Origin of the sequence: Enterobacter sp. 200527-13 (assembly GCF_027924865.1) — a bacterium.
Classification (GTDB): Bacteria; Pseudomonadota; Gammaproteobacteria; order Enterobacterales; family Enterobacteriaceae; genus Enterobacter; species Enterobacter ludwigii.
Genome location: NZ_BSCM01000001.1, coordinates 588,581 through 612,110, shown reverse-complemented (window position 1 = coordinate 612,110; position 23,530 = coordinate 588,581). Strand labels below are relative to the sequence as shown.

At 53.1% G+C, this 23,530-nt stretch carries 22 protein-coding genes and 5 tRNA genes; 4 read left to right on the top strand and 23 right to left on the bottom strand.

Annotated elements, in window-relative coordinates; all coding sequences use genetic code 11:
* Window positions 1-31: 31 nt before the first annotated feature.
* On the top strand, window positions 32-784 hold the full coding sequence (gene gpmA, locus QMG44_RS02890; RefSeq protein ID WP_020884954.1) for a 2,3-diphosphoglycerate-dependent phosphoglycerate mutase: 753 nt from the start codon (window positions 32-34) through the stop codon (window positions 782-784).
* Between the two features lie 61 nt (window positions 785-845).
* On the opposite strand, the gene aroG is transcribed toward gpmA, so the two are convergent.
* Window positions 846-1,898 carry a 3-deoxy-7-phosphoheptulonate synthase AroG gene (gene aroG / locus QMG44_RS02885; protein ID WP_014169194.1) on the bottom strand — a complete coding sequence of 351 codons (1,053 nt, stop codon included), beginning with the start codon at window positions 1,896-1,898 and terminating at the stop codon, window positions 846-848.
* Window positions 1,899-2,202: 304 nt separating this feature from the next.
* Between aroG and QMG44_RS02880 the strand changes: the two genes are divergently transcribed.
* Together QMG44_RS02880 and zitB are read left to right on the top strand one after the other, a co-directional pair.
* Window positions 2,203-2,583 (top strand): YbgS-like family protein, encoded by a 381-nt coding sequence (locus QMG44_RS02880; RefSeq protein ID WP_025204646.1) that lies wholly within the window; start codon window positions 2,203-2,205, stop codon window positions 2,581-2,583.
* A 106-nt stretch (window positions 2,584-2,689) separates the two neighbouring features.
* The gene (zitB, locus tag QMG44_RS02875; protein ID WP_086532778.1) at window positions 2,690-3,628 is read left to right on the top strand and encodes a CDF family zinc transporter ZitB; all 939 of its coding nucleotides are present in this window, start codon (window positions 2,690-2,692) and stop codon (window positions 3,626-3,628) included.
* On the opposite strand, the gene pnuC is transcribed toward zitB, so the two are convergent.
* The 20 genes from pnuC to mngA form a co-directional block, all read right to left on the bottom strand.
* Complete coding sequence (gene pnuC, locus QMG44_RS02870) at window positions 3,625-4,344, bottom strand: nicotinamide riboside transporter PnuC (protein ID WP_086532779.1); 720 nt, start codon at window positions 4,342-4,344, stop codon at window positions 3,625-3,627. The two genes, zitB and pnuC, sit on opposite strands and share 4 nt — an antisense overlap.
* A gap of 22 nt (window positions 4,345-4,366) precedes the next feature.
* Window positions 4,367-5,410, bottom strand: a complete 1,044-nt coding sequence (nadA, locus tag QMG44_RS02865; RefSeq protein ID WP_086532780.1) for a quinolinate synthase NadA — start codon at window positions 5,408-5,410, stop codon at window positions 4,367-4,369.
* Between the two features lie 235 nt (window positions 5,411-5,645).
* A tRNA-Lys gene (locus QMG44_RS02860) sits at window positions 5,646-5,721 on the bottom strand.
* A gap of 31 nt (window positions 5,722-5,752) precedes the next feature.
* A tRNA-Lys gene (locus QMG44_RS02855) sits at window positions 5,753-5,828 on the bottom strand.
* Between the two features lie 139 nt (window positions 5,829-5,967).
* Window positions 5,968-6,043 (bottom strand) — tRNA-Lys (locus tag QMG44_RS02850).
* A 4-nt stretch (window positions 6,044-6,047) separates the two neighbouring features.
* Window positions 6,048-6,123: transfer RNA gene (locus QMG44_RS02845), tRNA-Val, on the bottom strand.
* A gap of 27 nt (window positions 6,124-6,150) precedes the next feature.
* Window positions 6,151-6,226 (bottom strand) — tRNA-Lys (locus QMG44_RS02840).
* A 161-nt stretch (window positions 6,227-6,387) separates the two neighbouring features.
* The gene (cpoB, locus tag QMG44_RS02835) at window positions 6,388-7,182 is read right to left on the bottom strand and encodes a cell division protein CpoB (RefSeq protein WP_040016950.1); all 795 of its coding nucleotides are present in this window, start codon (window positions 7,180-7,182) and stop codon (window positions 6,388-6,390) included.
* A 9-nt stretch (window positions 7,183-7,191) separates the two neighbouring features.
* Window positions 7,192-7,713 carry a peptidoglycan-associated lipoprotein Pal gene (gene pal, locus QMG44_RS02830; RefSeq protein WP_003858578.1) on the bottom strand — a complete coding sequence of 174 codons (522 nt, stop codon included), beginning with the start codon at window positions 7,711-7,713 and terminating at the stop codon, window positions 7,192-7,194.
* A gap of 35 nt (window positions 7,714-7,748) precedes the next feature.
* A complete protein-coding gene (gene tolB / locus QMG44_RS02825; protein ID WP_025204648.1) occupies window positions 7,749-9,041 on the bottom strand; it encodes a Tol-Pal system beta propeller repeat protein TolB in 1,293 nt (430 codons plus the stop codon).
* A gap of 130 nt (window positions 9,042-9,171) precedes the next feature.
* Complete coding sequence (gene tolA, locus QMG44_RS02820) at window positions 9,172-10,413, bottom strand: cell envelope integrity protein TolA (protein ID WP_086532781.1); 1,242 nt, start codon at window positions 10,411-10,413, stop codon at window positions 9,172-9,174.
* A gap of 28 nt (window positions 10,414-10,441) precedes the next feature.
* Window positions 10,442-10,870 (bottom strand): colicin uptake protein TolR, encoded by a 429-nt coding sequence (gene tolR / locus QMG44_RS02815; RefSeq protein ID WP_014169185.1) that lies wholly within the window; start codon window positions 10,868-10,870, stop codon window positions 10,442-10,444.
* A gap of 3 nt (window positions 10,871-10,873) precedes the next feature.
* Window positions 10,874-11,566, bottom strand: a complete 693-nt coding sequence (gene tolQ, locus QMG44_RS02810; protein WP_014169184.1) for a Tol-Pal system protein TolQ — start codon at window positions 11,564-11,566, stop codon at window positions 10,874-10,876.
* Window positions 11,563-11,967: a tol-pal system-associated acyl-CoA thioesterase gene (gene ybgC, locus QMG44_RS02805; RefSeq protein ID WP_014169183.1), complete on the bottom strand. Its 405-nt coding sequence runs from the start codon at window positions 11,965-11,967 to the stop codon at window positions 11,563-11,565. The genes tolQ and ybgC overlap by 4 nt, the downstream gene beginning before the upstream one ends.
* A gap of 148 nt (window positions 11,968-12,115) precedes the next feature.
* Window positions 12,116-12,406, bottom strand: a complete 291-nt coding sequence (gene ybgE / locus QMG44_RS02800; protein ID WP_086532782.1) for a cyd operon protein YbgE — start codon at window positions 12,404-12,406, stop codon at window positions 12,116-12,118.
* The gene (cydX, locus tag QMG44_RS02795; RefSeq protein WP_014169181.1) at window positions 12,406-12,519 is read right to left on the bottom strand and encodes a cytochrome bd-I oxidase subunit CydX; all 114 of its coding nucleotides are present in this window, start codon (window positions 12,517-12,519) and stop codon (window positions 12,406-12,408) included. The genes ybgE and cydX overlap by 1 nt, the downstream gene beginning before the upstream one ends.
* A gap of 14 nt (window positions 12,520-12,533) precedes the next feature.
* Complete coding sequence (cydB, locus tag QMG44_RS02790; protein WP_014169180.1) at window positions 12,534-13,673, bottom strand: cytochrome d ubiquinol oxidase subunit II; 1,140 nt, start codon at window positions 13,671-13,673, stop codon at window positions 12,534-12,536.
* Window positions 13,674-13,688: 15 nt separating this feature from the next.
* Window positions 13,689-15,257: a cytochrome ubiquinol oxidase subunit I gene (gene cydA, locus QMG44_RS02785; protein ID WP_020884962.1), complete on the bottom strand. Its 1,569-nt coding sequence runs from the start codon at window positions 15,255-15,257 to the stop codon at window positions 13,689-13,691.
* Window positions 15,258-15,935: 678 nt separating this feature from the next.
* Window positions 15,936-18,572: a mannosylglycerate hydrolase gene (mngB, locus tag QMG44_RS02780; RefSeq protein ID WP_086532783.1), complete on the bottom strand. Its 2,637-nt coding sequence runs from the start codon at window positions 18,570-18,572 to the stop codon at window positions 15,936-15,938.
* Between the two features lie 21 nt (window positions 18,573-18,593).
* Window positions 18,594-20,510 (bottom strand): PTS 2-O-a-mannosyl-D-glycerate transporter subunit IIABC, encoded by a 1,917-nt coding sequence (gene mngA, locus QMG44_RS02775; protein ID WP_086532784.1) that lies wholly within the window; start codon window positions 20,508-20,510, stop codon window positions 18,594-18,596.
* Between the two features lie 169 nt (window positions 20,511-20,679).
* Between mngA and QMG44_RS02770 the strand changes: the two genes are divergently transcribed.
* On the top strand, window positions 20,680-21,396 hold the full coding sequence (locus QMG44_RS02770; protein ID WP_032681408.1) for a GntR family transcriptional regulator: 717 nt from the start codon (window positions 20,680-20,682) through the stop codon (window positions 21,394-21,396).
* Between the two features lie 83 nt (window positions 21,397-21,479).
* Here the strand turns inward: QMG44_RS02770 and sucD are convergent, their stop codons facing one another.
* Together sucD and sucC are read right to left on the bottom strand one after the other, a co-directional pair.
* The gene (sucD, locus tag QMG44_RS02765; RefSeq protein WP_014169173.1) at window positions 21,480-22,349 is read right to left on the bottom strand and encodes a succinate--CoA ligase subunit alpha; all 870 of its coding nucleotides are present in this window, start codon (window positions 22,347-22,349) and stop codon (window positions 21,480-21,482) included.
* Entirely contained in the window at window positions 22,349-23,515 is a 1,167-nt protein-coding gene (gene sucC / locus QMG44_RS02760) for an ADP-forming succinate--CoA ligase subunit beta (protein ID WP_006809579.1), read from the bottom strand. The genes sucD and sucC overlap by 1 nt, the downstream gene beginning before the upstream one ends.
* Window positions 23,516-23,530: the final 15 nt, after the last annotated feature.

The following is a 23,530-nucleotide window of genomic DNA, read 5'->3' as shown; positions in this document are numbered from 1 at the left end:
ATCATTCAATAAAGCTTATGAGGAGTACGATATGGCTGTAACTAAGCTGGTCCTGGTGCGTCATGGCGAAAGCCAGTGGAACAACGAAAACCGCTTTACCGGTTGGTATGACGTTGATCTGTCAGAAAAAGGCGTAAGCGAAGCAAAAGCAGCAGGTAAACTGCTGAAAGCTGAAGGCTTCAGCTTTGATTTTGCTTACACCTCTGTGCTGAAACGTGCCATCCATACACTGTGGAACGTTCTGGACGAACTGGATCAGGCCTGGCTGCCGGTTGAGAAATCCTGGAAACTGAACGAGCGTCACTACGGTGCGCTGCAGGGTCTGAACAAAGCGGAAACCGCTGAAAAATACGGTGACGAGCAGGTTAAACAGTGGCGTCGCGGCTTCGCGGTAACCCCACCAGAGCTGACCAAAGATGACGAGCGCTACCCGGGCCACGACCCGCGTTACGCGAAACTGACGGATGCTGAGCTGCCAACGACCGAGAGCCTGGCGCTGACCATCGACCGCGTTGTGCCTTACTGGAACGAAACCATTCTGCCACGCCTGAAAAGCGGCGAGCGCGTGATCATCGCAGCTCACGGTAACTCCCTGCGTGCGCTGGTGAAATACCTGGACAACATGGGTGAAGACGAGATCCTCGAACTGAACATCCCAACTGGCGTTCCGCTGGTGTATGAGTTCGACGAAAACTTCAAACCAATCAAACATTACTATCTGGGCAACGCTGATGAGATCGCTGCAAAAGCCGCGGCTGTAGCGAACCAGGGTAAAGCGAAATAATTTTCGCTGGACATAAAAAAAGCGTGGAGCAATCCACGCTTTTTTATTTGGCTCCTGAAACTCAGCCGCGACGCGCTTTTACCGCATTCGCCAGCTGACGCAGAAGGGCATCCGTATCGTCCCAGCCGATGCAGGCGTCCGTGACGCTTTTACCGTAGACCAGCGGCTCGCTGCCTTCCAGATTCTGGTTACCTTCCACCAGATGGCTTTCGATCATCACGCCAATAATCGCGTTCTCACCGCCGGCAATCTGCTGACAAACATCGGCGCCGACTTCCATCTGCTTTTTAAACTGCTTGCTGGAGTTGGCATGGCTGAAGTCGATCATCACCTGTTGTGGCAGACCCGCTTTTTCCAGCCCGACCTTCACGTCTGCCACATGTTTTGCGCTGTAGTTCGGCTCTTTACCGCCACGCAGAATAATATGACAGTCACCGTTACCGCTGGTATTTACAATGGCGGAGTGACCCCATTTGGTGACGGACAGGAAGCAGTGCGGTGCCCCGGCGGCATTGATGGCGTCAATTGCCACCTTAATGGTGCCATCGGTACCGTTTTTAAAACCAACCGGACACGAGAGACCTGACGCCAGTTCGCGGTGAACCTGAGATTCTGTAGTACGCGCACCGATTGCGCCCCAGCTCATCAGATCCGCCAGATATTGCGGCGTAATCATGTCGAGGAACTCACCGGCAGCCGGCAAACCGCTGTCGTTGATCTCCAGCAGCAGTTTGCGCGCAATACGCAGACCGTCGTTGATCTGGAAACTGTTATCCATATGCGGGTCGTTAATCAGCCCTTTCCAGCCAACGGTCGTACGCGGCTTTTCGAAGTAAACACGCATGACAATTTCCAGCTCGCCTTGCAGTTCTTCGCGAAGCTGGAGCAATCTTGCTGCGTACTCTTTGGCCGCAGCAGGATCGTGAATTGAGCAAGGGCCAATCACCACCAGAAGACGATCGTCATTACCTTTCAGGATCTTATGGATCGCTTTACGAGCATGAGACACCGTGTTTGCGGCATTTTCAGTGGCGGGGAATTTCTCAAGGAGTGCTACAGGAGGTAATAACTCATTGATCTCTTTAATACGTAAATCGTCGTTCTGATAATTCATTTTCTTTCCAGCTCTGCCATATCTTTAGTAATGAAAGCAATCCTTTCAATCTAACTTGCCGACCAGAAAGTGTAAACACGGTTTTACACTTCACGCAGATAATTCCTGGAATTCACCTAAAAATCGCCACAAAATAGCGAAAAACGAGATCTAACCTAAGCTTTTTAACTGTAACAACCACTTTTGTTTGATTAAACGCGATTCCATACTGACGTAAGTCCGTATGACGGAATCTTTCGCCTCTGAAAAAGATGCACTGTTGGAAAATGTTATCCAGCGTAACGACAAGAACAGGAGCACCAAGATGAAAATGACGAAACTGGCAACCCTCTTCCTCACAGCCTCCCTTACCCTGGCAAGCGGCAGCGTCCTTGCCGCTGAGACGGGCTCAACAGATAACAACGGTGACGCGAATGCCGCGGCGGCGGCGGGACAGGTCGCCCCTGATGCAAAACAGAATATCGCCCCGAATAATGTCGATAACAGCCAGATCAATACCGGGAACACCAATACCGGAGGCACGATGTTGCATCCGGACAGTAGCGGCTCTGGCACCATGAATCATGACACGATGAGTACCGATGAGATGCATAAGAACACCATGTGCAAAGACGGTAAGTGTCCGAATTCGAATGACAAAGTGGGCGACGATGCCAATACCAAAACGGATGGCACAACCCAATAATCCGTTACGGATGTAAACGTAAAAGGAGAGCTCTGGCTCTCCTTTCTTTTTGGAGTAAGCCATTAAAAACGCTACACTAAAAACAATAACAAAAAGGAAAGCTGATATGGCGCACACGCATTCACACACCCCATCTCCTGGCGATGACAACGCTAAATGCCTTATGCTGGCCTTCGTCGTCACGGCAACGTTTATGGTTATCGAGGTCATTGGTGGCCTGGTTTCCGGCTCTCTGGCGCTTCTGGCGGATGCCGGACATATGCTTACCGATGCCGCCGCCCTGCTCTTCGCTCTGTTGGCCGTGCAGTTTGCCCGTCGTCCGCCTAACGCGCGTCATACCTTTGGCTGGCTGCGGCTAACCACTCTGGCGGCGTTTGTTAACGCTATTGCTCTGGTGGTTATCACCCTTCTTATCGTCTGGGAAGCCATACAGCGCTTTCGTCACCCTCAGCCGGTCGCCGGAGCGACAATGATGGTTATCGCCGTAGCAGGTCTGCTGGCGAATCTTCTGGCGTTCTGGATCTTGCATCGCGGCAGCGGGGAAAAGAACCTCAACGTGCGCGCTGCGGCTCTGCATGTTATGGGCGATTTACTGGGTTCCGTCGGCGCTATTGTGGCCGCGCTGGTGATCCTTTATACCGGCTGGACGCCCGTCGACCCGATTCTGTCCGTGCTGGTATCGTGTCTGGTATTGCGCAGTGCCTGGCGGCTGCTGAAGGAGAGCGTGAATGAACTGCTTGAAGGGGCGCCGGCATCCGTGGACATTGCCGAGCTTAAACGCAACCTGCGTCGTTCCGTGCCCGAAGTGCGCAATGTGCATCATGTTCACGTCTGGCTGGTGGGTGAGAAACCGGTCATGACATTGCACGTCCAGGTGATCCCTACCCATGACCATGATGGCCTGCTTGAGCGCATCCAGCACTTTCTCGAACATCACTATGAGATTGGCCACGCCACCATCCAGATGGAGTACCAGCCCTGTAACGGCCCGGACTGCCACCTGAACGAGGCGCAGTCCGGACATTCACATCATCACCATCATTAGTTCGAAAGCGCGCGAGAGCCTCGCTCACGCGCGCTGTTAATCCACATCCGGCTCCCGTTCAGGGCAATGAAGGTCAGCATTAGATACTCCAGCGACATCGCATAGACGCCCTGACGTGCAAAAATAACCACGCTAATGACGTTAATGACGACCCAGAGCAGCCAGTTCTCAACGTATTTACGGGTCATCAGGATCATCGCAGCAATCGACAGCACCATCATGCAGGAGTCCCAGAACGGGAAAGCATCCGGCTGGAGTGATGGCATAGCGACATTCAGCCCGAGGCCAGACATGACCGACACCGCGACACGGGTCAGGAATGCAAACACCGGGTTGATATAGACGGACATTAAACCAATGGCGACAACGCAGGCGACAAACCAGGCGATGGCTTTCGGTAAGGGCAGCCAGCGGATTTGCAGCTCTGCCTCCTGCTGGCTGTTCTGCCGCGACCACGCGTACCAACCGTAAATGTTCGCCGCAAAGAAGAACAACTGCAAAAGCAGGCTGGCGTACAGCTGGATCTGGAAGAAGATAATCGCAAAGAGCGTAACGTTAATTAACCCGAACGCGTAGTTGCTGATCTTCTCCAGGCTTGCCAGCCAGATACACAATAACCCAGCCAGCGTACCCACGGCCTCAATCCATGACAGGTCATAGCCACCTGCACCAATCGGTATATGAACCAGAATGTTCTGTGTGCTAAAAAAATCCATCTTTTCCCCAGGGCGTATTGAATTAAGTACGTAGTGTAGCCGCAAAATCCAGCATGCGGTTAAGCGGAATTAACGCACCTTCACGCAGAGCAGCATCCACATGGATTTCATGCGTTGCTACGCCTTTCTCCAGCCCCTCAGCAATAGCTTTCAGGCCGTTCATCGCCATCCACGGGCAGTGCGCGCAGCTACGACACGTCGCCCCCTCGCCCGCCGTTGGTGCTTCAAGCAGCTCTTTCTCAGGCACGGCCTGCTGCATCTTATAGAAAATACCGCGGTCGGTTGCCACGATGAGCTGCTTGTGCGGCAGCGTCCTGGCGGCATTGATAAGCTGGCTTGTGGATCCCACGGCATCCGCCATGTCGACAATGGACTGCGGTGATTCCGGGTGAACAAGGATCGCAGCGTGCGGGTAAAGCGCCTTCATGCGCGAGAGCGCCTGCGTCTTAAATTCGTCATGAACAATACAGGCACCCTGCCAGCAAAGTACGTCAGCGCCGGTCTGCTTCTGCACGTAATTGCCGAGATGGCGGTCAGGCGCCCAGATGATTTTCTCGCCCAGGCTGTCCAGATGCTCAATCAGTTCAACGGCGATGCTTGATGTCACGACCCAGTCTGCCCGCGCTTTCACCGCGGCAGAGGTATTGGCATAGACCACCACGGTACGGTCCGGATGGGCATCGCAGAAGGCCGAGAACGCATCAATCGGACAGCCGAGGTCGAGTGAACACTCCGCATGTAGCGTTGGCATCAGAATGGTTTTTTCAGGGCTGAGAATCTTTGCGGTTTCCCCCATAAAGCGAACGCCTGCGACCAGTAACGTGGAAGCAGGATGTCTGGCACCAAAGCGTGCCATCTCCAGAGAGTCAGAGATGCAGCCCCCGGTCTCTTCCGCCAGTTGCTGGATTTCCGGGTCGGTGTAGTAATGTGCAACCATCACTGCATCTCGCTCTTTGAGAAGACGTTTGATCTTCTCACGGTAAAACTGCTTCTCATCCTGACTCAGCGGGACAGGCTTTGGCGGGAAGGGATAGATTGCGGCTTCTGGATCAAACATCACGCTCATTATGGCTTCTCGTTTTACTGGCTTAACATTATTGCCTTTCTTTTGCATGACATAGCAAAACGGACGGCAAATGTGTTTTGTATACTAAACAAGATAGCGAATTTGCGAGAAAAAGTCACCGGAAATAGGTGTGCGTAGCACGCATCGGATGGCGACTTCGCCGGAGCCGACCTGCAAGGTCAAAATATGCGGAATACAGATAGCAAAAAAGCGCCTTTAGGGCGCTTTTTTACATTGGTGGGTCGTGCAGGATTCGAACCTGCGACCAATTGATTAAAAGTCAACTGCTCTACCAACTGAGCTAACGACCCCTTGCGGGATGTAGTGCAAATCTATTCAGGCTGGTGGGTCGTGCAGGATTCGAACCTGCGACCAATTGATTAAAAGTCAACTGCTCTACCAACTGAGCTAACGACCCGCTTGGGTGTTGCCTGAATTTTTACTCATACCAATAACCTGGTGGGTCGTGCAGGATGACTCGGCTTCGCCTCGCCCTACGGGCCGTTGCTGTTGCAACGTTATCCTTCACGTTTAACATCTGAGTAAGACATTAAAATTGGTGGGTCGTGCAGGATTCGAACCTGCGACCAATTGATTAAAAGTCAACTGCTCTACCAACTGAGCTAACGACCCGGAGTGGTGGGTGATGACGGGCTCGAACCGCCGACCCCCTCCGTGTAAAGGAGATGCTCTACCAACTGAGCTAATCACCCACTCTGTACTACCGGAACTGCTTTAAGTGGTGGGTCGTGCAGGATTCGAACCTGCGACCAATTGATTAAAAGTCAACTGCTCTACCAACTGAGCTAACGACCCACTTTTAGGCTGTTTTCACGTTGTTTGATATCCCGTGGCAACGGCGGCATATATTACTGATTTAAGAATTCAGCGCAACAAAAATTTCGATGAAGATCACTTAACTGCTTACGAATCATGCTGCACGACCAGAAATAACGCGATTTCTGGTCATGCGATAATCATCCCATCGAATTCAGACGTTTTTGCGCCTGCTTCGCACCTTCGGTGCCAGGGAATTTAGCAACCACCTGCTGATAAACCGCTTTCGCTTTCGCAGTGTCACCTTTGTCCTGCATGATGACGCCGACTTTAAACATCGCATCAGGCGCTTTTGGCGATTTCGGGTAATTTTTCACCACTGAGGCAAAATAAAACGCCGCATCGTCCTTTTTACCCTTGTTGTAATTCAGCTGACCCAGCCAATAATTTGCATTGGGCAGATAAGTGGAATCAGGGTATTTCTTCACAAAGTTCTGAAACGCAGCGATAGCGTCATCCTGACGAGATTGATCCTGTACCAGGGCAATGGCCGCGTTGTAGTCCGTATTCGCGTCACCGCTCTGAACAGGCGCTCCCGTCGAGGCCGAAGCATCTGCCGCAGGAGCAGGGGTTGACGTCGCCGCACCGCTCTGATCGCCTGCTGCTGGCTGCGCAGCTGCGCCACCGCTGCTGAGGCTATCCATCTGCAGCAAGATTTGCTTCTGACGTTCCACAACCTGGTTAAGCTGATACTGGCTTTCCTGAATCTGACCACGGAGAGAGTCAATATCGTTTTGGTTGTCGGAAAGTTGTTGCTGGAGTTGGGTTAAAAGCTGACTGTGAGCGTTAGAAATACGCTCGAGTTGAGTGACCCGGTCTTCTACCGAGCCTGAGCCGACACTACTGATTGGTGCCTGAGCAAAAGCGGCCCAGGGGGCCGCTATTCCAACCAGTAACGACAGACTCAACAGATGATGTCTGAAGTTACTGCTCATGCAATTCTCTTAGTAAACCAGTACGGCACGACGGTTTTTGGAGTAAGCCGCTTCGTCGTGACCCAGTACTGCAGGTTTTTCTTTACCGTAAGAAACGATGGAGATCTGGTCAGCAGAAACGCCTTTACCCTGCAGGTACATTTTAACGGCGTTAGCACGACGTTCACCCAGGGAGATGTTGTACTCTGGAGTACCACGTTCGTCCGCGTGACCTTCTACGGTGACTTTGTAAGACGGGTTGCTACGCAGGAAGTTAGCGTGAGCATCCAGCATCGCAGCGAAGTCAGAACGGATGTCGTATTTATCCAGATCGAAGTAAACGATGTTGTTCTGCTGCAGCTGCTGCATCTGAAGACGCGCTTGCTCTTCAGAAGACATGTTGCCATTGCCATTCGCGTCCATACCGGTACCGGCACCCATCATGCCTTCGCCGCTCTGGTCATTGCTTGCATTCTTGTTAGAAGAACACGCTGCGATTGCCATTACAGGCAGAGCGATCATCAGCCCCTTCAGCACTTTGTTCAGTTGCATTTCTATGATTCCTTTAGTAATCAATTAATTATTATTTACAGATACGGCGACCAGGCAGGTGATTTTACCTGTCCATCAGTTGCCGGAATACGCGCTTTGAAACGCCCATCTGTAGAAACCAGATTCAGCACAGATCCCATCCCCTGAGAAGAGCTGTAGATTACCATAGTGCCGTTAGGTGCCAGACTTGGCGTTTCATCCAGGAACGTTGACGACAGAACTTGAACGCCACCCGCTACCAGATCTTGTTTGGCAATGTGCTGCTGCCCACCGTTGGAGCTGACCATTACCATAAATTTACCGTCGCTGCTCACATCTGCGTTTTGGTTCTGCGAACCTTCCCAGGTAATACGCTGTGGAGCACCGCCGTTGACGTTCACTTTATAGATTTGTGGACGTCCTGCCTGGTCAGACGTAAATGCCAGGTTCTGGCTGTCCGGGAACCAGGACGGTTCGGTGTTGTTGCTGCGACCATCGGTCACCTGGCGAATTTGACCAGAGCCAATGTCCATCACGTACAGGTTCAGGCTACCGGTTTTAGAGAGCGCAAACGCCAGTTTGGTACCGTCCGGAGAGAACGAAGGCGCACCGTTGTGACGAGGGAACGACGCAACCTGGCGAACAGCACCGTTAGCCAGCGTCTGGATAACCAGCGCTGAACGACCGCTTTCGAAGGTAACATAAGCCAGTTTAGAACCGTCCGGAGACCAGGCTGGAGACATCAGCGGCTGAGAAGAACGTTTCACCAGGAACTGATTGTAACCATCGTAGTCAGATACGCGCAGCTCATACGGGAACTGACCGCCATTGGTCTGTACCACATAAGCAATACGGGTACGGAACGCACCTTTAATGCCGGTCAGTTTTTCAAATACCGCATCGCTGGCAGCGTGTGCCGCGTAGCGCAGGTACTGTTTAGTGACCTTGTAAGAGTTCTGTGCCAGAACGGTACCCGGTGCACCGCCGGTATCAACCAGCTGCCAGGCAACGTTGTAAGAGCCGTCCGGGTTAGGTGTAACCTGACCAACAACGACAGCATCGATACCGAGTGCAGACCATGCGGCAGGCTGTACTTCCTGCGCGCTGCCCGGCTGCTGAGGCAGACGAGAACGATCTAATGGGTTGAATTTACCGCTGTTACGCAGGTCAGCCGCAACGATGCCACCGGCATCTTCAGGCGCAGCGCCAGGACCGGCCCACTGGAACGGAACAACACCGATTGGGCGTGCCGAATCCACCCCCTGGGTGATCTCGATACGTACTTCTGCGTGCAGTACTGCTGCCCACAGCATTAAAAAACCAAATGCTACACGTAATGCCTGCTTCATCATATCTCCCTTATCCGGGTAACCTTACCCACGATAATTTAGCAGAATGTTAACAAACCCAAATAGACAAAACTACTAAACACTCGTTAGGACAATAGACTGTTTTTCATACTTCCGTAAGGACAGTCGATTACAGTTTAAAGTCCAGTTTGGCATCTTTTATCCGTTCATAAACAGCCTCACTAGGCGGTTTAGGAATGTTCGCCGACCTTGCAGCGGCCAATGCTGCCTGACAAAGCGCAGGATCGCCCCCTTCAGAGGTCACGCTTTTCAACCTACCATCTGGCGCAAGGTTGATATGCAGTACACATTGTTTGCCCTGATAGATGCTTGCATCAAACAGGCGGTTCTGAATCGCAACCTGAATTTGCTTAGCATAAGCGCTGATATCAGCACCCGTCGTCCCACCATTGGCACCAGAAGTACCACTGTCTTTAGAGGGCTGACCACTGCCTTTCGCACCACCGCCCGCTTTCGGCGCATTCTTACCAGAACTCAGGTCGCCCAGGAGATCGTCAACGCCAGCAGCATCCGCGGCTTTCTCAGCGGCGGCCGCTTTTTTGGCGGCGGCTTTCTCTGCAGCAGCTTTCTTATCGGCAGCGGCTTTTTCTGCTGCAGCTTTTTTGTCAGCAGCCGCTTTCTCGGCGGCGGCTTTCTTCTCTGCTGCGGCTTTTTCAGCAGCGGCCGCTTTTTCTGCTGCAGCCTTCTCGGCAGCAGCCGCTTTCTTCGCAGCATCGGCAGCAGCTTTCTTCTCTGCTTCCTGAGCGGCTTTCTTCGCGGCTTCCGCTTCAGCTTTTTTCTGAGCATCAGCAGCAGCTTTTTTTGCCGCTTCCGCTTCAGCTTTCTTCTGAGCATCAGCAGCGGCTTTCTTCGCCGCTTCCGCCGCTAATTTTGCCTGAGCATCAGCTTGTGCTTTCGCGTCCGCCGCGGCTTTGGCTGCCGCCTCTTCCGCCTGCTTCTGCTGTTCCTGAGCTTTCTTCGCGGCCTCTTCAGCTTGCTTCTGCTGTTCCGCCTGCTCTTTCGCCGCTTCCTGCGCCTGCAAACGTTCTTTCTCAAGCTGCTTCAGTCGCTCCTGCTCAGCGGCCTGCTTTTCACGCAGTTCTTCCGCTTGCTGTTGCGCCTGTTTTTCACGCTGCTCTTCAGCCCGTTTTGCGCTCGCCTTCTGCTGTTGCTCGCGGTTATAGTTCTGCACTACCGCACCGGGATCCACCATGACGGCGTCAATGGAAGAGCCTCCACCGCCGCCCGATGATGCATCAATGTGCTCGTCGAACGAACTCCAGATCAGCACTGCAAAAAGAATAACGTGCAGCACTGCGGAGACGATTATCGCTCGCTTAAGCTTGTCGTTCTGTTCGGTTGCCTTTGACACTATCGGTTCCCAAAAACTACGCAGATGATCAAATAGGCTGAGTCATTAAGCCAACTGACTTAACGCCCGCACTATGTAGCAAGTTCAGCGCTTTAATAATTTCATCGTATGGTACGTCTTTCGCGCCACCGATTAAGAAGACCGTTTTCGGATTTGACTCCAGGCGTCGCTGCGCTTCAGCAATAACCTGCTCAGGTGGCAGTTGATCCATACGATCTTTTTCTACCACTACGCTGTATTGCCCTACACCGGAAACCTCAATGATGACCGGAGGATCGTCATTGGTGCTTACCGCCTGTGATTCTGTCGCATCCGGCAGATCAACCTCCACGCTCTGGGTAATGATGGGTGCTGTCGCCATGAAGATCAGCAGCAGTACCAACAGAACGTCCAGCAGTGGAACGATATTGATTTCGGACTTGAGCTCGCGACGATTTCGTCCACGCGATCTGGCCATGGTTTACCCCTTGTTACTCTCGGTACTGGTAAACGCCTGACGGTGCAGAATCGCGGTGAACTCTTCCATAAAGTTGTCGTAGTTCAGTTCCAGTTTATTCACGCGCTGGTTCAGACGGTTGTAAGCCATAACCGCCGGGATCGCCGCAAACAGACCGATAGCGGTCGCAATCAGTGCTTCTGCAATACCCGGGGCAACCATCTGCAACGTCGCCTGCTTCACCGCCCCCAGGGCGATAAAGGCGTGCATAATCCCCCAGACCGTACCAAACAGACCGATATACGGGCTGATGGAACCAACGGTTCCCAGGAAAGGAATATGCGTTTCAAGGTTTTCCAGCTCGCGATTCATGGAGATACGCATCGCACGCGAGGCACCTTCCACAACCGCTTCAGGCGCGTGGCTGTTTGCGCGATGCAAACGAGCAAACTCTTTGAATCCGCTATAGAAAATCTGTTCGGAGCCTACGAGGTTATCACGGCGTCCCTGGCTTTCCTGATACAGACGAGAAAGCTCAATACCCGACCAGAACTTATCTTCAAACGCTTCTGCTTCACGGCCAGCCGCATTGAGGATACGCGTTCTCTGGATGATGATGGCCCAGGATGCGATTGAAAAACCAATCAAAATCAACATGATAAGTTTAACCAGAAGGCTTGCCTTCAGGAACAAATCAAGGATATTCATGTCAGTCACTGCTTAAACTCCGCGACAATAGACTTAGGAAGCGCACGAGGCTTCATTATGGTTGGATCAACACAGACGATCAGGACTTCAGCTGAGTTCAGTACCGTATTTTCTGCATTGACTATCCGCTGCGTGAAAACCATTGAGGTTCCGCGCATTGATGTAATTTCAGTTTGGACTTCGAGCATATCGTCGAGTCTGGCAGGCGCAAAATACTCAAGCGTCATCTTGCGAACCACGAAGGCAACTCGCTCAGCCAACAGCTCCTGTTGACTAAAGTGATGATGGCGCAGCATCTCTGTGCGTGCCCGTTCATAAAAAGCAACGTAGCTGGCGTGGTAAACCACCCCCCCGGCATCGGTATCTTCGTAATAGACACGAACCGGCCATCGAAACAGCGTTGTATTCACTTTACATCCCGGTAATGCAACAAAAGTTAGAGCTTTTAAACTTCGCTACTATACGCGCGGGAAAGATGGTTTGGAATGGGAGAAAGTAAACGGAGAGTAAATTTTTATGGGCCAGGGTAAGCCCATATCATTAACGGACATTTCTTATTCAGAAGAAGAAGAAAATCAAGCCAGCGAGAAGCACCAGATCGGCGATAAGTGGGCAGAAAATCCCCTGCCAGTGCAGCGCTTTCGGACGAAAGCCTACGCCGTGGATCACACCTGCGCACACCGCCCACATAATGAGGAAGCCGTGCCAGATCTCAAGCTCGCTGGTCTTCGCTGCAAAGCGCGAAGGTTCCCAGAAGATACAACCTGCCAGCAGTAATGCCATCACTAAAGAAAGCGCCCTTAACGGGCGCTTATCCATTACCGCGTAAAGCGTCGCGATAATGTTCATTAGTGTTTGTCTTCACCTGCTTTAGACGCTTCGACGTGCTCAAGCGCCAGGGCAGTAATGACACCAAATGCACAGGCAAGAAGCGTCCCTAAAATCCATGCGAAATACCACATATTCAGCTCCTTACTTAGTACAGAGAATGAGTGTTGCTTTCAATATCTTCTTTCGTGATACGACCGAACATTTTCCAGTAACACCAGGCGGTGTACAGCAGAATAATCGGTACGAACACGCAAGCAACATACGTCATCAGGTTAAGCGTCAGCTGGCTGGACGTTGCATCCCACATGGTCAGGCTTGCATTCATCATCGTGCTGGACGGCATGACGAATGGGAACATCGCGATACCTGCAGTCAGAATAATGCACGCCAGCGTCAGTGAGGAAAATACAAATGCCAGGGCACCTTTTTCCAGACGTGACGTCAGTATCGTCAGCAGCGGCAGCAACACACCCAGTGCCGGAATAGCCCACAGAACAGGCATATTATTGAAGTTCACCAGCCACGCGCCAGCCTGACGTGCCACTTCTTTCGTCAGCGGGTTAGACGGTGCCGTGTGGTTAATTGCAGACGTAATGACATAACCGTCGATACCGTACATCACCCATACGCCGGCCAGTGCGAAGCACACCAGGGTAATAAGCGCAGCAACCTGCGCCGTTGCACGAGAGCGAAGATGCAGTTCACCTACGGTACGCATCTGCAGATAGGTCGCACCCTGGGTAATGATCATTGCCACACTCACCACGCCTGCCAGCAGACCAAACGGATTCAGCAGCTGGAAGAAGTTACCGGTGTAGTAAAGACGCATGTATTCATCGATGTGGAACGGTACACCCTGCAGCAGGTTCCCGAACGCCACGCCAATCACCAGCGGTGGAACGAAGCTACCAATGAAGATGCCCCAGTCCCACATGTTGCGCCAGCGGGTGTCTTCAATCTTGGAACGGTAGTCGAAACCAACCGGACGGAAGAATAAAGAAGCCAGCACCAGAATCATCGCCACATAGAAACCGGAGAACGCAGCCGCGTAGACCATCGGCCAGGCAGCGAACAGCGCGCCGCCTGCGGTGATCAGCCACACCTGGTTACCGTCCCAGTGCGGGGCGATGGAGTTAATCATGATTCGACGCTCGGTGTCATTACGACCGAGGAAACGGGTGAGCATCCCCACCCCCATGTCGAAACCGTCAGTGACTGCGAAACCGATCAGCAGAATACCGACCAGCAGCCACCAGATAAAACGCAATACTTCATAATCGATCATTTGATGACTCCTGTCTTAGCGTGCCGGCTGAGTAGTCGCACCGGACTGCTCGTAGTGATAGCGACCGGTTTTCAGGCTGCTTGGGCCAAGGCGCGCGAACTTGAACATCAGGAACAGTTCAGCCACCAGGAACAGGGTGTACAGACCACAAATCAGCAGCATGGAGAAGATCAGATCGCCTGCAGTCAGAGAGGAGTTCGCTACCGCCGTTGGCAGCACCTCACCGATCGCCCATGGCTGACGGCCATATTCCGCAACAAACCAGCCGGATTCGATAGCAATCCACGGCAGTGGGATACCATACAGCGCGGTACGCAGCAGCCATTTTTTCTCACCGATGCGATTACGAATCACGGACCAGAAGGACGCCGCAATGATCAGCAGCATGATGATGCCGCAGCCCACCATGATACGGAATGCGAAGTACAGTGGCGCCACGCGTGGAATGGAGTCTTTGGTCGCCATCTGGATTTGCGCTTCCGTCGCGTCGGAGACGTTCGGGGTATAGCGTTTCAGCAGCAGACCGTAACCCAGATCTTTCTTCACATCGTTGAACTGGTCACGCACGGCCTGGTCGGTAGAACCCGCACGCAGCTGCTCCAGCAGCGCGTAAGCTTTCATACCGTTACGGATACGGCCTTCATGCTGCACCATCAGCTCTTTCAGACCCGTCACCTGCTTGTCGACGGAGCGGGTAGCAATGATGCCGAGCGCGTAAGGAATTTGAATGGCGAAGCGGTTTTCCTGTGCATCCTGGTCGGGAACACCGAACAGAGTAAAGGCAGCAGGCGCGGGTTGGGTTTCCCATTCGGCTTCGATAGCGGCCAGTTTGGTTTTCTGCACGTCACCCATTTCGTAACCGGATTCATCACCCAGCACGATAACAGAGAGGATTGCAGCCATACCGAAGCTTGCAGCGATAGCAAAGGAGCGCTTAGCAAACGCGAAGTCACGACCACGCAGCATGTAGTAAGAGCTGATGCCCAGTACAAACATCGCGCCGCACACATAGCCAGACGCCACGGTGTGAACGAATTTAACCTGTGCGACCGGGTTCAGCACCAGCTCGGCAAAGCTGACCATCTCCATACGCATGGTTTCGAAGTTGAAATCAGACGCGATAGGGTTCTGCATCCAGCCGTTCGCGACCAGGATCCACAGTGCGGACAGGTTCGAACCGAGTGCCACCAGCCAGGTCACCGCCATATGCTGGACCTTGCCCAGACGGTCCCAACCGAAGAAGAACAGACCTACAAAGGTGGATTCGAGGAAGAAGGCCATCAGACCTTCAATGGCCAGCGGCGCACCGAAGATATCCCCAACGTAGTGAGAATAGTAAGACCAGTTAGTCCCGAACTGGAACTCCATGGTCAAACCGGTAGCCACGCCCAGTGCAAAGTTGATACCAAACAACTTGCCCCAGAACTTGGTCATATCTTTATAAATCTGTTTGCCGGAGAGGACGTAGACCGTTTCCATGATGGCCAGCAGGAACGCCATACCGAGCGTTAGTGGCACAAACAGGAAGTGGTACATCGCGGTCAAGGCAAACTGTAAGCGCGACAGTTCGACTATATCTAACATCATGACTCCTTGCTCATCGCATGAAGACTCCGAGAGTGAACCCCGTTAGAAAAGGATTCACACACATGCCCCAATACAAATTATTCGCATCCATGTCGTCGCGCTTAGCCTGAGAAAGGATAAAAGCAATGACGATAGGTTACAAATACGTTAATAAAAAACTCAAATTGATCCCGCAAATATAATACGCTGCAAAACCCTTACAATAAACAGGTTTTTATTGAATCACATTTACGTTTTTCGACGGCGATCAATTTATAGCAAAATTACCACTTTTCAGCCATTTTGATCGGGGACAATTTACCGCCTTTCGACACCTTTTTCCAAGGATTAAACTTTGATTTAAATCAAAAAGCACCGTTTCTGTTAACCATGTTTAAATGTGGTGAGAATGGTAAAAACCTTGTTAATGCTATGTGTACGACGAGATATTTGGAGTTATCAAAAGCAAGAAAGAATATAAACAGACGTGATTTATTTTAACGCTGAAGAACAACGCATCTTTACATTCGCGTTAACGTATAAAGGTAGTCGTCAGCGCGTTTTTTTTCCATTGTGCGACGATAGCCGCAGATAATTACATTTATTTTACCTGCGACACGCTTAAAATTAACACCACAATGTGACTATTCAATAAAAAAGGCTGCCCTGCGCGCAGCCTTTTGTTCACTTCAGACGCTACCTTTCCGTTTTCAGGCTAAAAGTCCGCGATTGCCCAGGCCTGAACAGGCCCGTAATGCCCTTTTCTTCTCCCCTGCCAGTCAGTACCTGTTCATTTAAATTCGTCTCGCAACAGCCTTTAAGCGCCTGATTCCACGATAAAGAGGCATCACAGGACACAGATTCCGACGGATTGAACAGACGAAGGATAAGCGCTTCCCGATCCTCCGCCTTTTTTATCGCGCTCATAACACAGCCTGTCGGCGAAAGTGTCAACAGGCTGTATCTGTCCGGCGTGCTGAACGGCGCACGGTTAAGCTTCATGGCATCCCAGGGGATTTTGTTATAACACTGGACGGGGGTAAGCCACGCTTTCGCCTGCTGAGCAACGCCGGCGTTCTCGGGAGAGCCGCTAAAACTCAGAAGGCTAAAACGGCAATCGAGCCTGCCCCGAAGCTGCGAGTCCGGAACGGCCATTTTTATGCCGGACGGCCGGCCCGGGCGCAACAGCAAATCTTCCTTTCCCAGCACGCCCACACCGCGTAAAAGGGTCAGAGCAAACGCTTTTTCCGCCTCCCCCACCACTTCAAATTCGCGTAACCCTTCTGTGAACAGGGCAAGCCCGTTTCGTTCTTGCTGCAGCACGGCGTAGTTAAGTAAATTCCAGACGGGAACCGGTGCCTCTTTCCAGCCCTCTTCTTGCCAGTTAGCCATCGCGTCATCGCGAACCGGGCGCGCTATGGAGCCAAACTGCGTATCTGACAGTACCTGCTGCGTCATAAACGGCGTCGGGATAAGTACGCGGACCCGGTGATCGTCAGCCTGATTATCCAGACGCGCCACAACATCTACACGCCTGCTGTTATGGCTGAGAGTAACCTCAAATTCAACCGCAAGAGCGCCATTGCGCAGGCGGGCCGACCGCTCGGCCAGGTTTGCCGGAACGGCGATGCGATGCTGGATCACCGCCCTGCTCTGCCAGGCTTCCTGTGTCACCTCAACATGATGCTGCCCGTGCGCTGAAGTGAGCCGCCACTCTTCCCGTGAAGGCGAGTAGTCGTACTCATCGCCATCATCCGACCCCTCTTCAATTTCCAGTACGCGGTCATAAATAAGTCCGGATTCTTTATCACGCAGGCGCAGCGTGCCATCGTCATTTATATCAATTTGCCAGAAGGCGTTTTCCAGCAGAGCATCCGTTTTTGCCCTCGCGGGAAGCCTCTTTTCAGGAACCTGGGGCTCGATGTAAAGCGTGCGGTATCCCATCGCGGGCAGGATCTGACAGATTTGGATATCAAACTCCATAAACGGATCGTAATTACCATAGTGCACGATTTGCCGGTCAATCAGCCCCGGGTCTATTTCCCGGGCGCGGCGAATAAAACAGGGGATCTCATTGCCTTTATCATCCCGCAACCGGAACTGGCTCGCGCGCAGACGAAGGGTGGTGTTAATCACCTCTTCACGGGGCCAGGGCATCAGATTGAACATCACCAGCTTGTCGGCCTCGCTTTGCGGCATATTGTCGACAATCTTGCGCATCGAGAAACGCGTGAGGTTATCGGCCATGTCTTCAGCGAGCGCAAACCGGGCCATAATCTCACGATGCACTTTGTCGCTGCAGCAGCAGCCAATACTGTCGTGAGCATGATTCTTGAGGATCTCTTTCCACATTTTCTCCAGCAAACCGTGGTGATACTCGAAGCCCAGCATCCAGGCGAGCGCCGCCAGCGGTTCGAGGATATTCACGATTTTGTTTTCAATGCGGGCGTGGGCAATTTTGATGTCCATCCGTGTGGAGCCGATTGTCCGGTGTACACGCATGTATTTGCCGTCGATAAACTCCCCTTTCAGCGTCGCCAGTTCGTCACGGTGCGCTTCAGTATGTTCAAAGACCTCCTCGAACCGGCTCATCACAAATTTCCGCTGCGGGTACATCTTTCGAAGGGTATCCATCACCGCGAAAATGTTCTGCTGGAGGGGCATCTGGTCGTGACCGTTAGGCAGCAGAATCTCTTTCGTCACGGAAGCGTTCTCCAGCAATGTAAGCCAGGTATCGAGCCGTTTACGCAGCCCCGCTTCATCCTCCGGTAAGTACTTACCAATCGCGTAGCCCAGCGGTAGTACCTGCGCCGTGACTTCGCTGCCGTCTGCGCTCTGCCATAAAAATTCTGTTTTATCGGTGCCGTGACGCTCAGAACATCCGCGCCAGAACAGCGTGCGGGTGATACCAAAGCCGTTATAGATATGCGGAAGTTGCCCGGACATGCCAAACGAATCCGGCAGATACCCTATTTTCATCGGCTCACCGAATTCCATGCAGTCGCGCATCCCGTACATCAGGTTGCGAACGATCGATTCGCCGCTGACTATCGTGGTGTCGGTCTGGGTATACCACGGCCCGATAATCAGCTTTCCGCGCTCAACCAGCGCTTTTACCCGGGGCCGGTTGTCCGGCACGACGGCGAAGTAATCCTCCAGTACCGCGGTCTGTCCATCAAGAACGTAGTATTTATACTCTTCGTCCTGCTCCAGACGGTTCAGGATCTCCTCCATGTTATTGACCAAAAGGATCCGCGACGCTTCGGTGGTGAAATACCACTCACGGTCCCAGTGCATATGTGGCGTGATATGAACGCGAGATACAGCTTTCATCTTCGTTTCCTGTAAATGAATTTATGGCGTGACGTCTTCCGTCAGGTATTTGCCTTTTTTTACGCCCTGACGTCGCCAGAACAGTAAGATGAGCGTAGAGAGCGTCGTTCCCCCCAGCGCAGCGCCAAACCAGCCTGCCGCCGCGATCGCGCCACCCATCCCCGCGTCATGCAGTAAAAAGAGAGAGAAGATGCCCGCTCCCGGCGTAGACAACCCGATGCCCATTGCACCGATAATCGCCCCTGTTGCCATCGAGCCAACAACAAACGAGCCAATCACCCGCAGCGGATCTTCAATGGCCATCGGAATTGCCCCTTCGGTGATCCCCGCAAGGCCCAGCAGCCACGTCGACTTGCCGGTTTCGATTTCAAACGGTTTAAAGAGATGCGGTGCCAGCATGGTTGAAGCCGTGACGGTAAAAGCCGAGACCATTTTGACGGAAGCAAAAATGGCATACGGCCCGTAAACGCCGTTGGCCATCGCCCCCAGACAGAACGCATAGGCCGCTTTGTTGACCGGTCCCCCTAAATCGAACGAGCACATAAAACCGAGCAGAGTGCCCAGTAGCAGCGCATTGGCACCGGAGAGCCCGTTAAGCCATGCCGTGAGGGAGGTGTTGATCCACGCGACCGGCTCGCCGATCACGAACAGCATCAGGCTGCCCGCGCCCAGCACGCCAATCACCGGGTAGAGGTAATAGGTTAAAAAGCCGTTATAACGCTGACTCAGACGGATATGGTTTTTCACCCAGCGCATCAGATAGCCGGCAATCAGGCCACCTGCAATCGCCCCTAAAAAACCTGAACCGATCATATTGGCGGCAAGACCGGCCGCAAAACCCGGCGCCAGAGCAGGTTTATCTGCCAGCGAGTAGGCGGTATACGCGGCCAGCACCGGCACCATTAACGTGCCTAACATCCCCCCGCCGAGTTTGCGATACATCCACAGCCATGAGTTCTCTTGCTCAAACAGATGCTGTAATCCCAACATCTGTGCCAGCAATACCGCGACGGCCAGCACCGTGCCTCCCGCCACAATCAGCGGCACGGCAAAGGAAATACCGCTGAGCAGGGCCTGCTTAAGCTCCGTCTTAAGGCTCTTGCTCACATCATTGCCGGTGTGCACCTGGCGATCCGTTTCCGCGGGGGGTAAGGCCAACGCACGCTTAATAAGCGCTTCGGCATGGCGAAGCGGTTCCGCGACCGGCACGGACAGCGTCGGGATGCCCTGAAAACGCTCGCTCTCTTTGAGAGCCACTTCTGCGGCAATGATACAGGCCTGAGCAGAGCGTAACTGCTGCGCGGTCAACCGCCCTTCGATACCGTTCGCCCCCTGCTTTTCCACCACCACATTTACGCCAAGCTTACGCCCCGCTTTTTCCAGATACTCAGCTGCCATATAGGTATGCGCAATGCCGGCGGGGCATGCAGTTACACAAACGATGGTTGGCGCATCCACGAACGCGACAACGCCATCTTCCTGTGGCGCATCGTCCAGCGCGGCGAGTAGCGCTGCTGCCGTGGTAGCCGCCATGACGCGCGCCCGAAGAGTTTCATCCGCCAGACGAGAAGTGAGTTCCGTCAGCACCTGGATATGGGTTGAGCCAGCTTCAGCCAGCGGAATGGCAAGCAGGAAAATCAGCTCGACATTTTCCGGGCCATCCACGCCTTCCCAGTTCAGCGGTTCACACAGGGTGGCTACGGCAAAAGCCGCCTCTTTCACCACCGCTGATTTACCATGCGGGACTGCCAGCCCTTCGCCGAGCGCGGTAGGGCCTAGCGATTCCCGATGAAAGACTTCGGTTAAAAACGCATTGCCGTCGGTAATTTTGCCGAGCGTCACCAGCCGCATCGTGAGCTGGCGTATTGCTTCATCACGACTGGTGTACTGCGCCTGCACGCAGACAGCGTCGGGATGGGTCAGGGTCGTCAGGTTCATCAGGATCCTCACACTCAAGGGTAATTGTTCAGGATCGATTGTGACAGACGAACTGATACCTTTATGTGATCATTTTCACTAACACCGATAATTTGTATTTAATTTGTATTATTTACAAATTCTGTGCTGGAGGCATAATTCCGTGAAAAGGTATTAGAAGGCAGACGACATGGGCAATAAACCGATGTACCGGCAGATAGCGGATGCGCTTCGCGAGAAAATTACCGCCGGTGAGTTAAAACCCGGTGATGCGTTACCGACGGAATCCAGCCTGCAGGAGACATTTAGCGTCAGTCGCGTCACGGTGAGGCAGGCACTGAAGCTCCTCACTGAAGAGCAGATTATCGAGAGCATTCAGGGCAGCGGCTCCTATGTGAGAGAGGAGCGCGTCAATTACGACATTTATCAGCTTACCGGCTTTTATGAAAAACTGGCGGACCGAAACGTCGATACCCACAGCGACGTAAAAACATTCGAAGTGATCAAAGCGGATGTGAAACTGGCTGAGACGCTTAACATTCGCCCGGATGACAAAGTGTGGCATGTCAAACGGGTGCGCTTTATTAAGCAAAAACCGGTGAATCTGGAAGAGACGTGGATGCCGCTGGCGATGTTCGCCGACCTCACCTGGGAGGTGATGGAAAATTCCAAATATCACTACATCGAACAGATCAAGAAGATGGTTATCGATCGCAGTGAACAGGAACTGGTTCCGATCATGCCCTCACAGGAGGCGATCGACGCGCTGGCGCTGGATCCGGCAAAACCGATACTGGAAAAGGTGTCACGCGGCTTTCTGAAGGATGGGCGGGTGTTTGAATACAGCCGTAACGTGTTTAACAGCGACGATTACAAATTCACACTGGTCGCAAAACGCAGGCATTAAAAAAGGCCGCTTTACAGCGGCCAACCATGTCGAAACGGACACTTATTACTTCAACGCTCCCTTTTACAGAGAGCAGAGAGGATTTACTTAATGATGGATTTCAGTGCTTCGCCGATATCCGCCAGGCTGCGAACGGTTTTCACGCCTGCGGCTTCCAGCGCGGCGAATTTCTCATCAGCCGTACCTTTACCGCCTGCGATAATCGCGCCTGCGTGACCCATACGCTTACCTTTCGGCGCTGTCACACCTGCGATATAACCGACCACCGGCTTGGTCACATGTTCTTTGATATACGCAGCCGCTTCTTCTTCTGCGCTACCGCCGATTTCACCGATCATCACGATCGCTTCGGTCTGCGGATCTTCCTGGAACATTTTCAGGATATCAATGAAGTTAGAACCTGGGATGGGGTCACCACCGATGCCCACACAGGTGGACTGGCCGAAACCGTAGTCGGTAGTCTGCTTAACCGCTTCATAGGTCAGCGTACCGGAACGGGAGACGATACCCACTTTACCCGGTTTGTGAATATGACCCGGCATGATGCCGATTTTGCATTCGCCTGGGGTGATAACGCCCGGGCAGTTCGGGCCGATCATGCGCACGCCAGCTTCATCCAGCTTCACTTTCACGGTCAGCATATCCAGCGTCGGGATACCTTCGGTGATGGTGATGATGAGCTTGATGCCCGCGTCAATCGCTTCCAGAATCGAGTCTTTGCAGAACGGAGCCGGAACGTAGATAACGGTCGCGGTCGCGCCCGTCGCTTCAACTGCTTCGCGCACGGTGTTGAATACCGGCAGGCCCAGGTGCGTGGTGCCGCCTTTACCTGGCGTTACGCCACCAACCATCTGCGTGCCGTAGGCAATCGCCTGTTCGGAGTGGAAAGTCCCCTGGCTACCGGTGAAGCCCTGGCAGATAACCTTGGTATCTTTATTAATTAAAACTGACATTATTTCCCCTCCACTGCGGCAACAACCTGCTGAGCTGCATCCGTCAGACTTTTCGCTGCAATAATATTCAGGCCGCTGTCAGCCAGTTTTTTCGCGCCGAGTTCAGCGTTGTTACCTTCCAGACGCACCACAACCGGGACGTTAACACCCACTTCTTCTACCGCACCGATGATACCGTCTGCGATCAGGTCGCAACGCACGATACCGCCGAAGATGTTAACCAGCACGGCTTTGACGTTGTCGTCAGAGAGGATGATTTTGAACGCTTCGGTTACACGCTCTTTGGTTGCGCCACCGCCCACGTCGAGGAAGTTTGCAGGCTCACCGCCGTGCAGCTTAACGATGTCCATGGTGCCCATCGCCAGGCCTGCGCCGTTAACCATGCAGCCGATGTTGCCATCCAGCGCTACGTAGTTCAGTTCCCACTGTGCAGCCTGCGCTTCACGCGGGTCTTCCTGAGACTGGTCGCGCATTTCACGCAGATCCGGCTGGCGGAACAGTGCGTTGCCGTCAGCGCCCAGTTTGCCGTCGAGGCAGATCAGGTCGCCCTGAGTGGTGATGACCAGCGGGTTGATCTCGATCAGCGCCAGGTCGCGCTCCAGGAAGATGGTGGCCAGACCCATGAAGATCTTGGTGAACTGCTGAACCAGCTTGCCTTCCAGGCCCAGTTTGAACGCCAGCTCACGGCCCTGGTAAGGCATTGGGCCTGCCAGCGGATCGATCGCCACTTTGTGGATCAGGTGTGGCGTCTCTTCTGCCACTTTCTCGATTTCCACGCCGCCTTCGGTAGACGCCATGAACACCACACGACGGGAGCTACGGTCAACAACCGCGCCCAGGTACAGTTCTTTCGCGATGTCAGTTGCAGCTTCAACCAGGATCTGGTTGACAGGCTGACCGTTCGCATCTGTCTGGTACGTTACCAGACGCTTGCCGAGCCAATGTTCAGCAAACGCACGAATCTCTTCTTTACTCTTAACAACCTTCACACCGCCCGCTTTACCACGGCCACCAGCGTGAACCTGACACTTAACTACCCAAGGGCCGGAACCGATTTTAGATGCGGCTTCTTCTGCTTCACGCGGGGTAGTACAGGCATAACCCACCGGAGCCGGTAAGCCATACCGGGCAAACAGCTGTTTGGCCTGATATTCATGTAAGTTCATGTGTTCTATCCATCC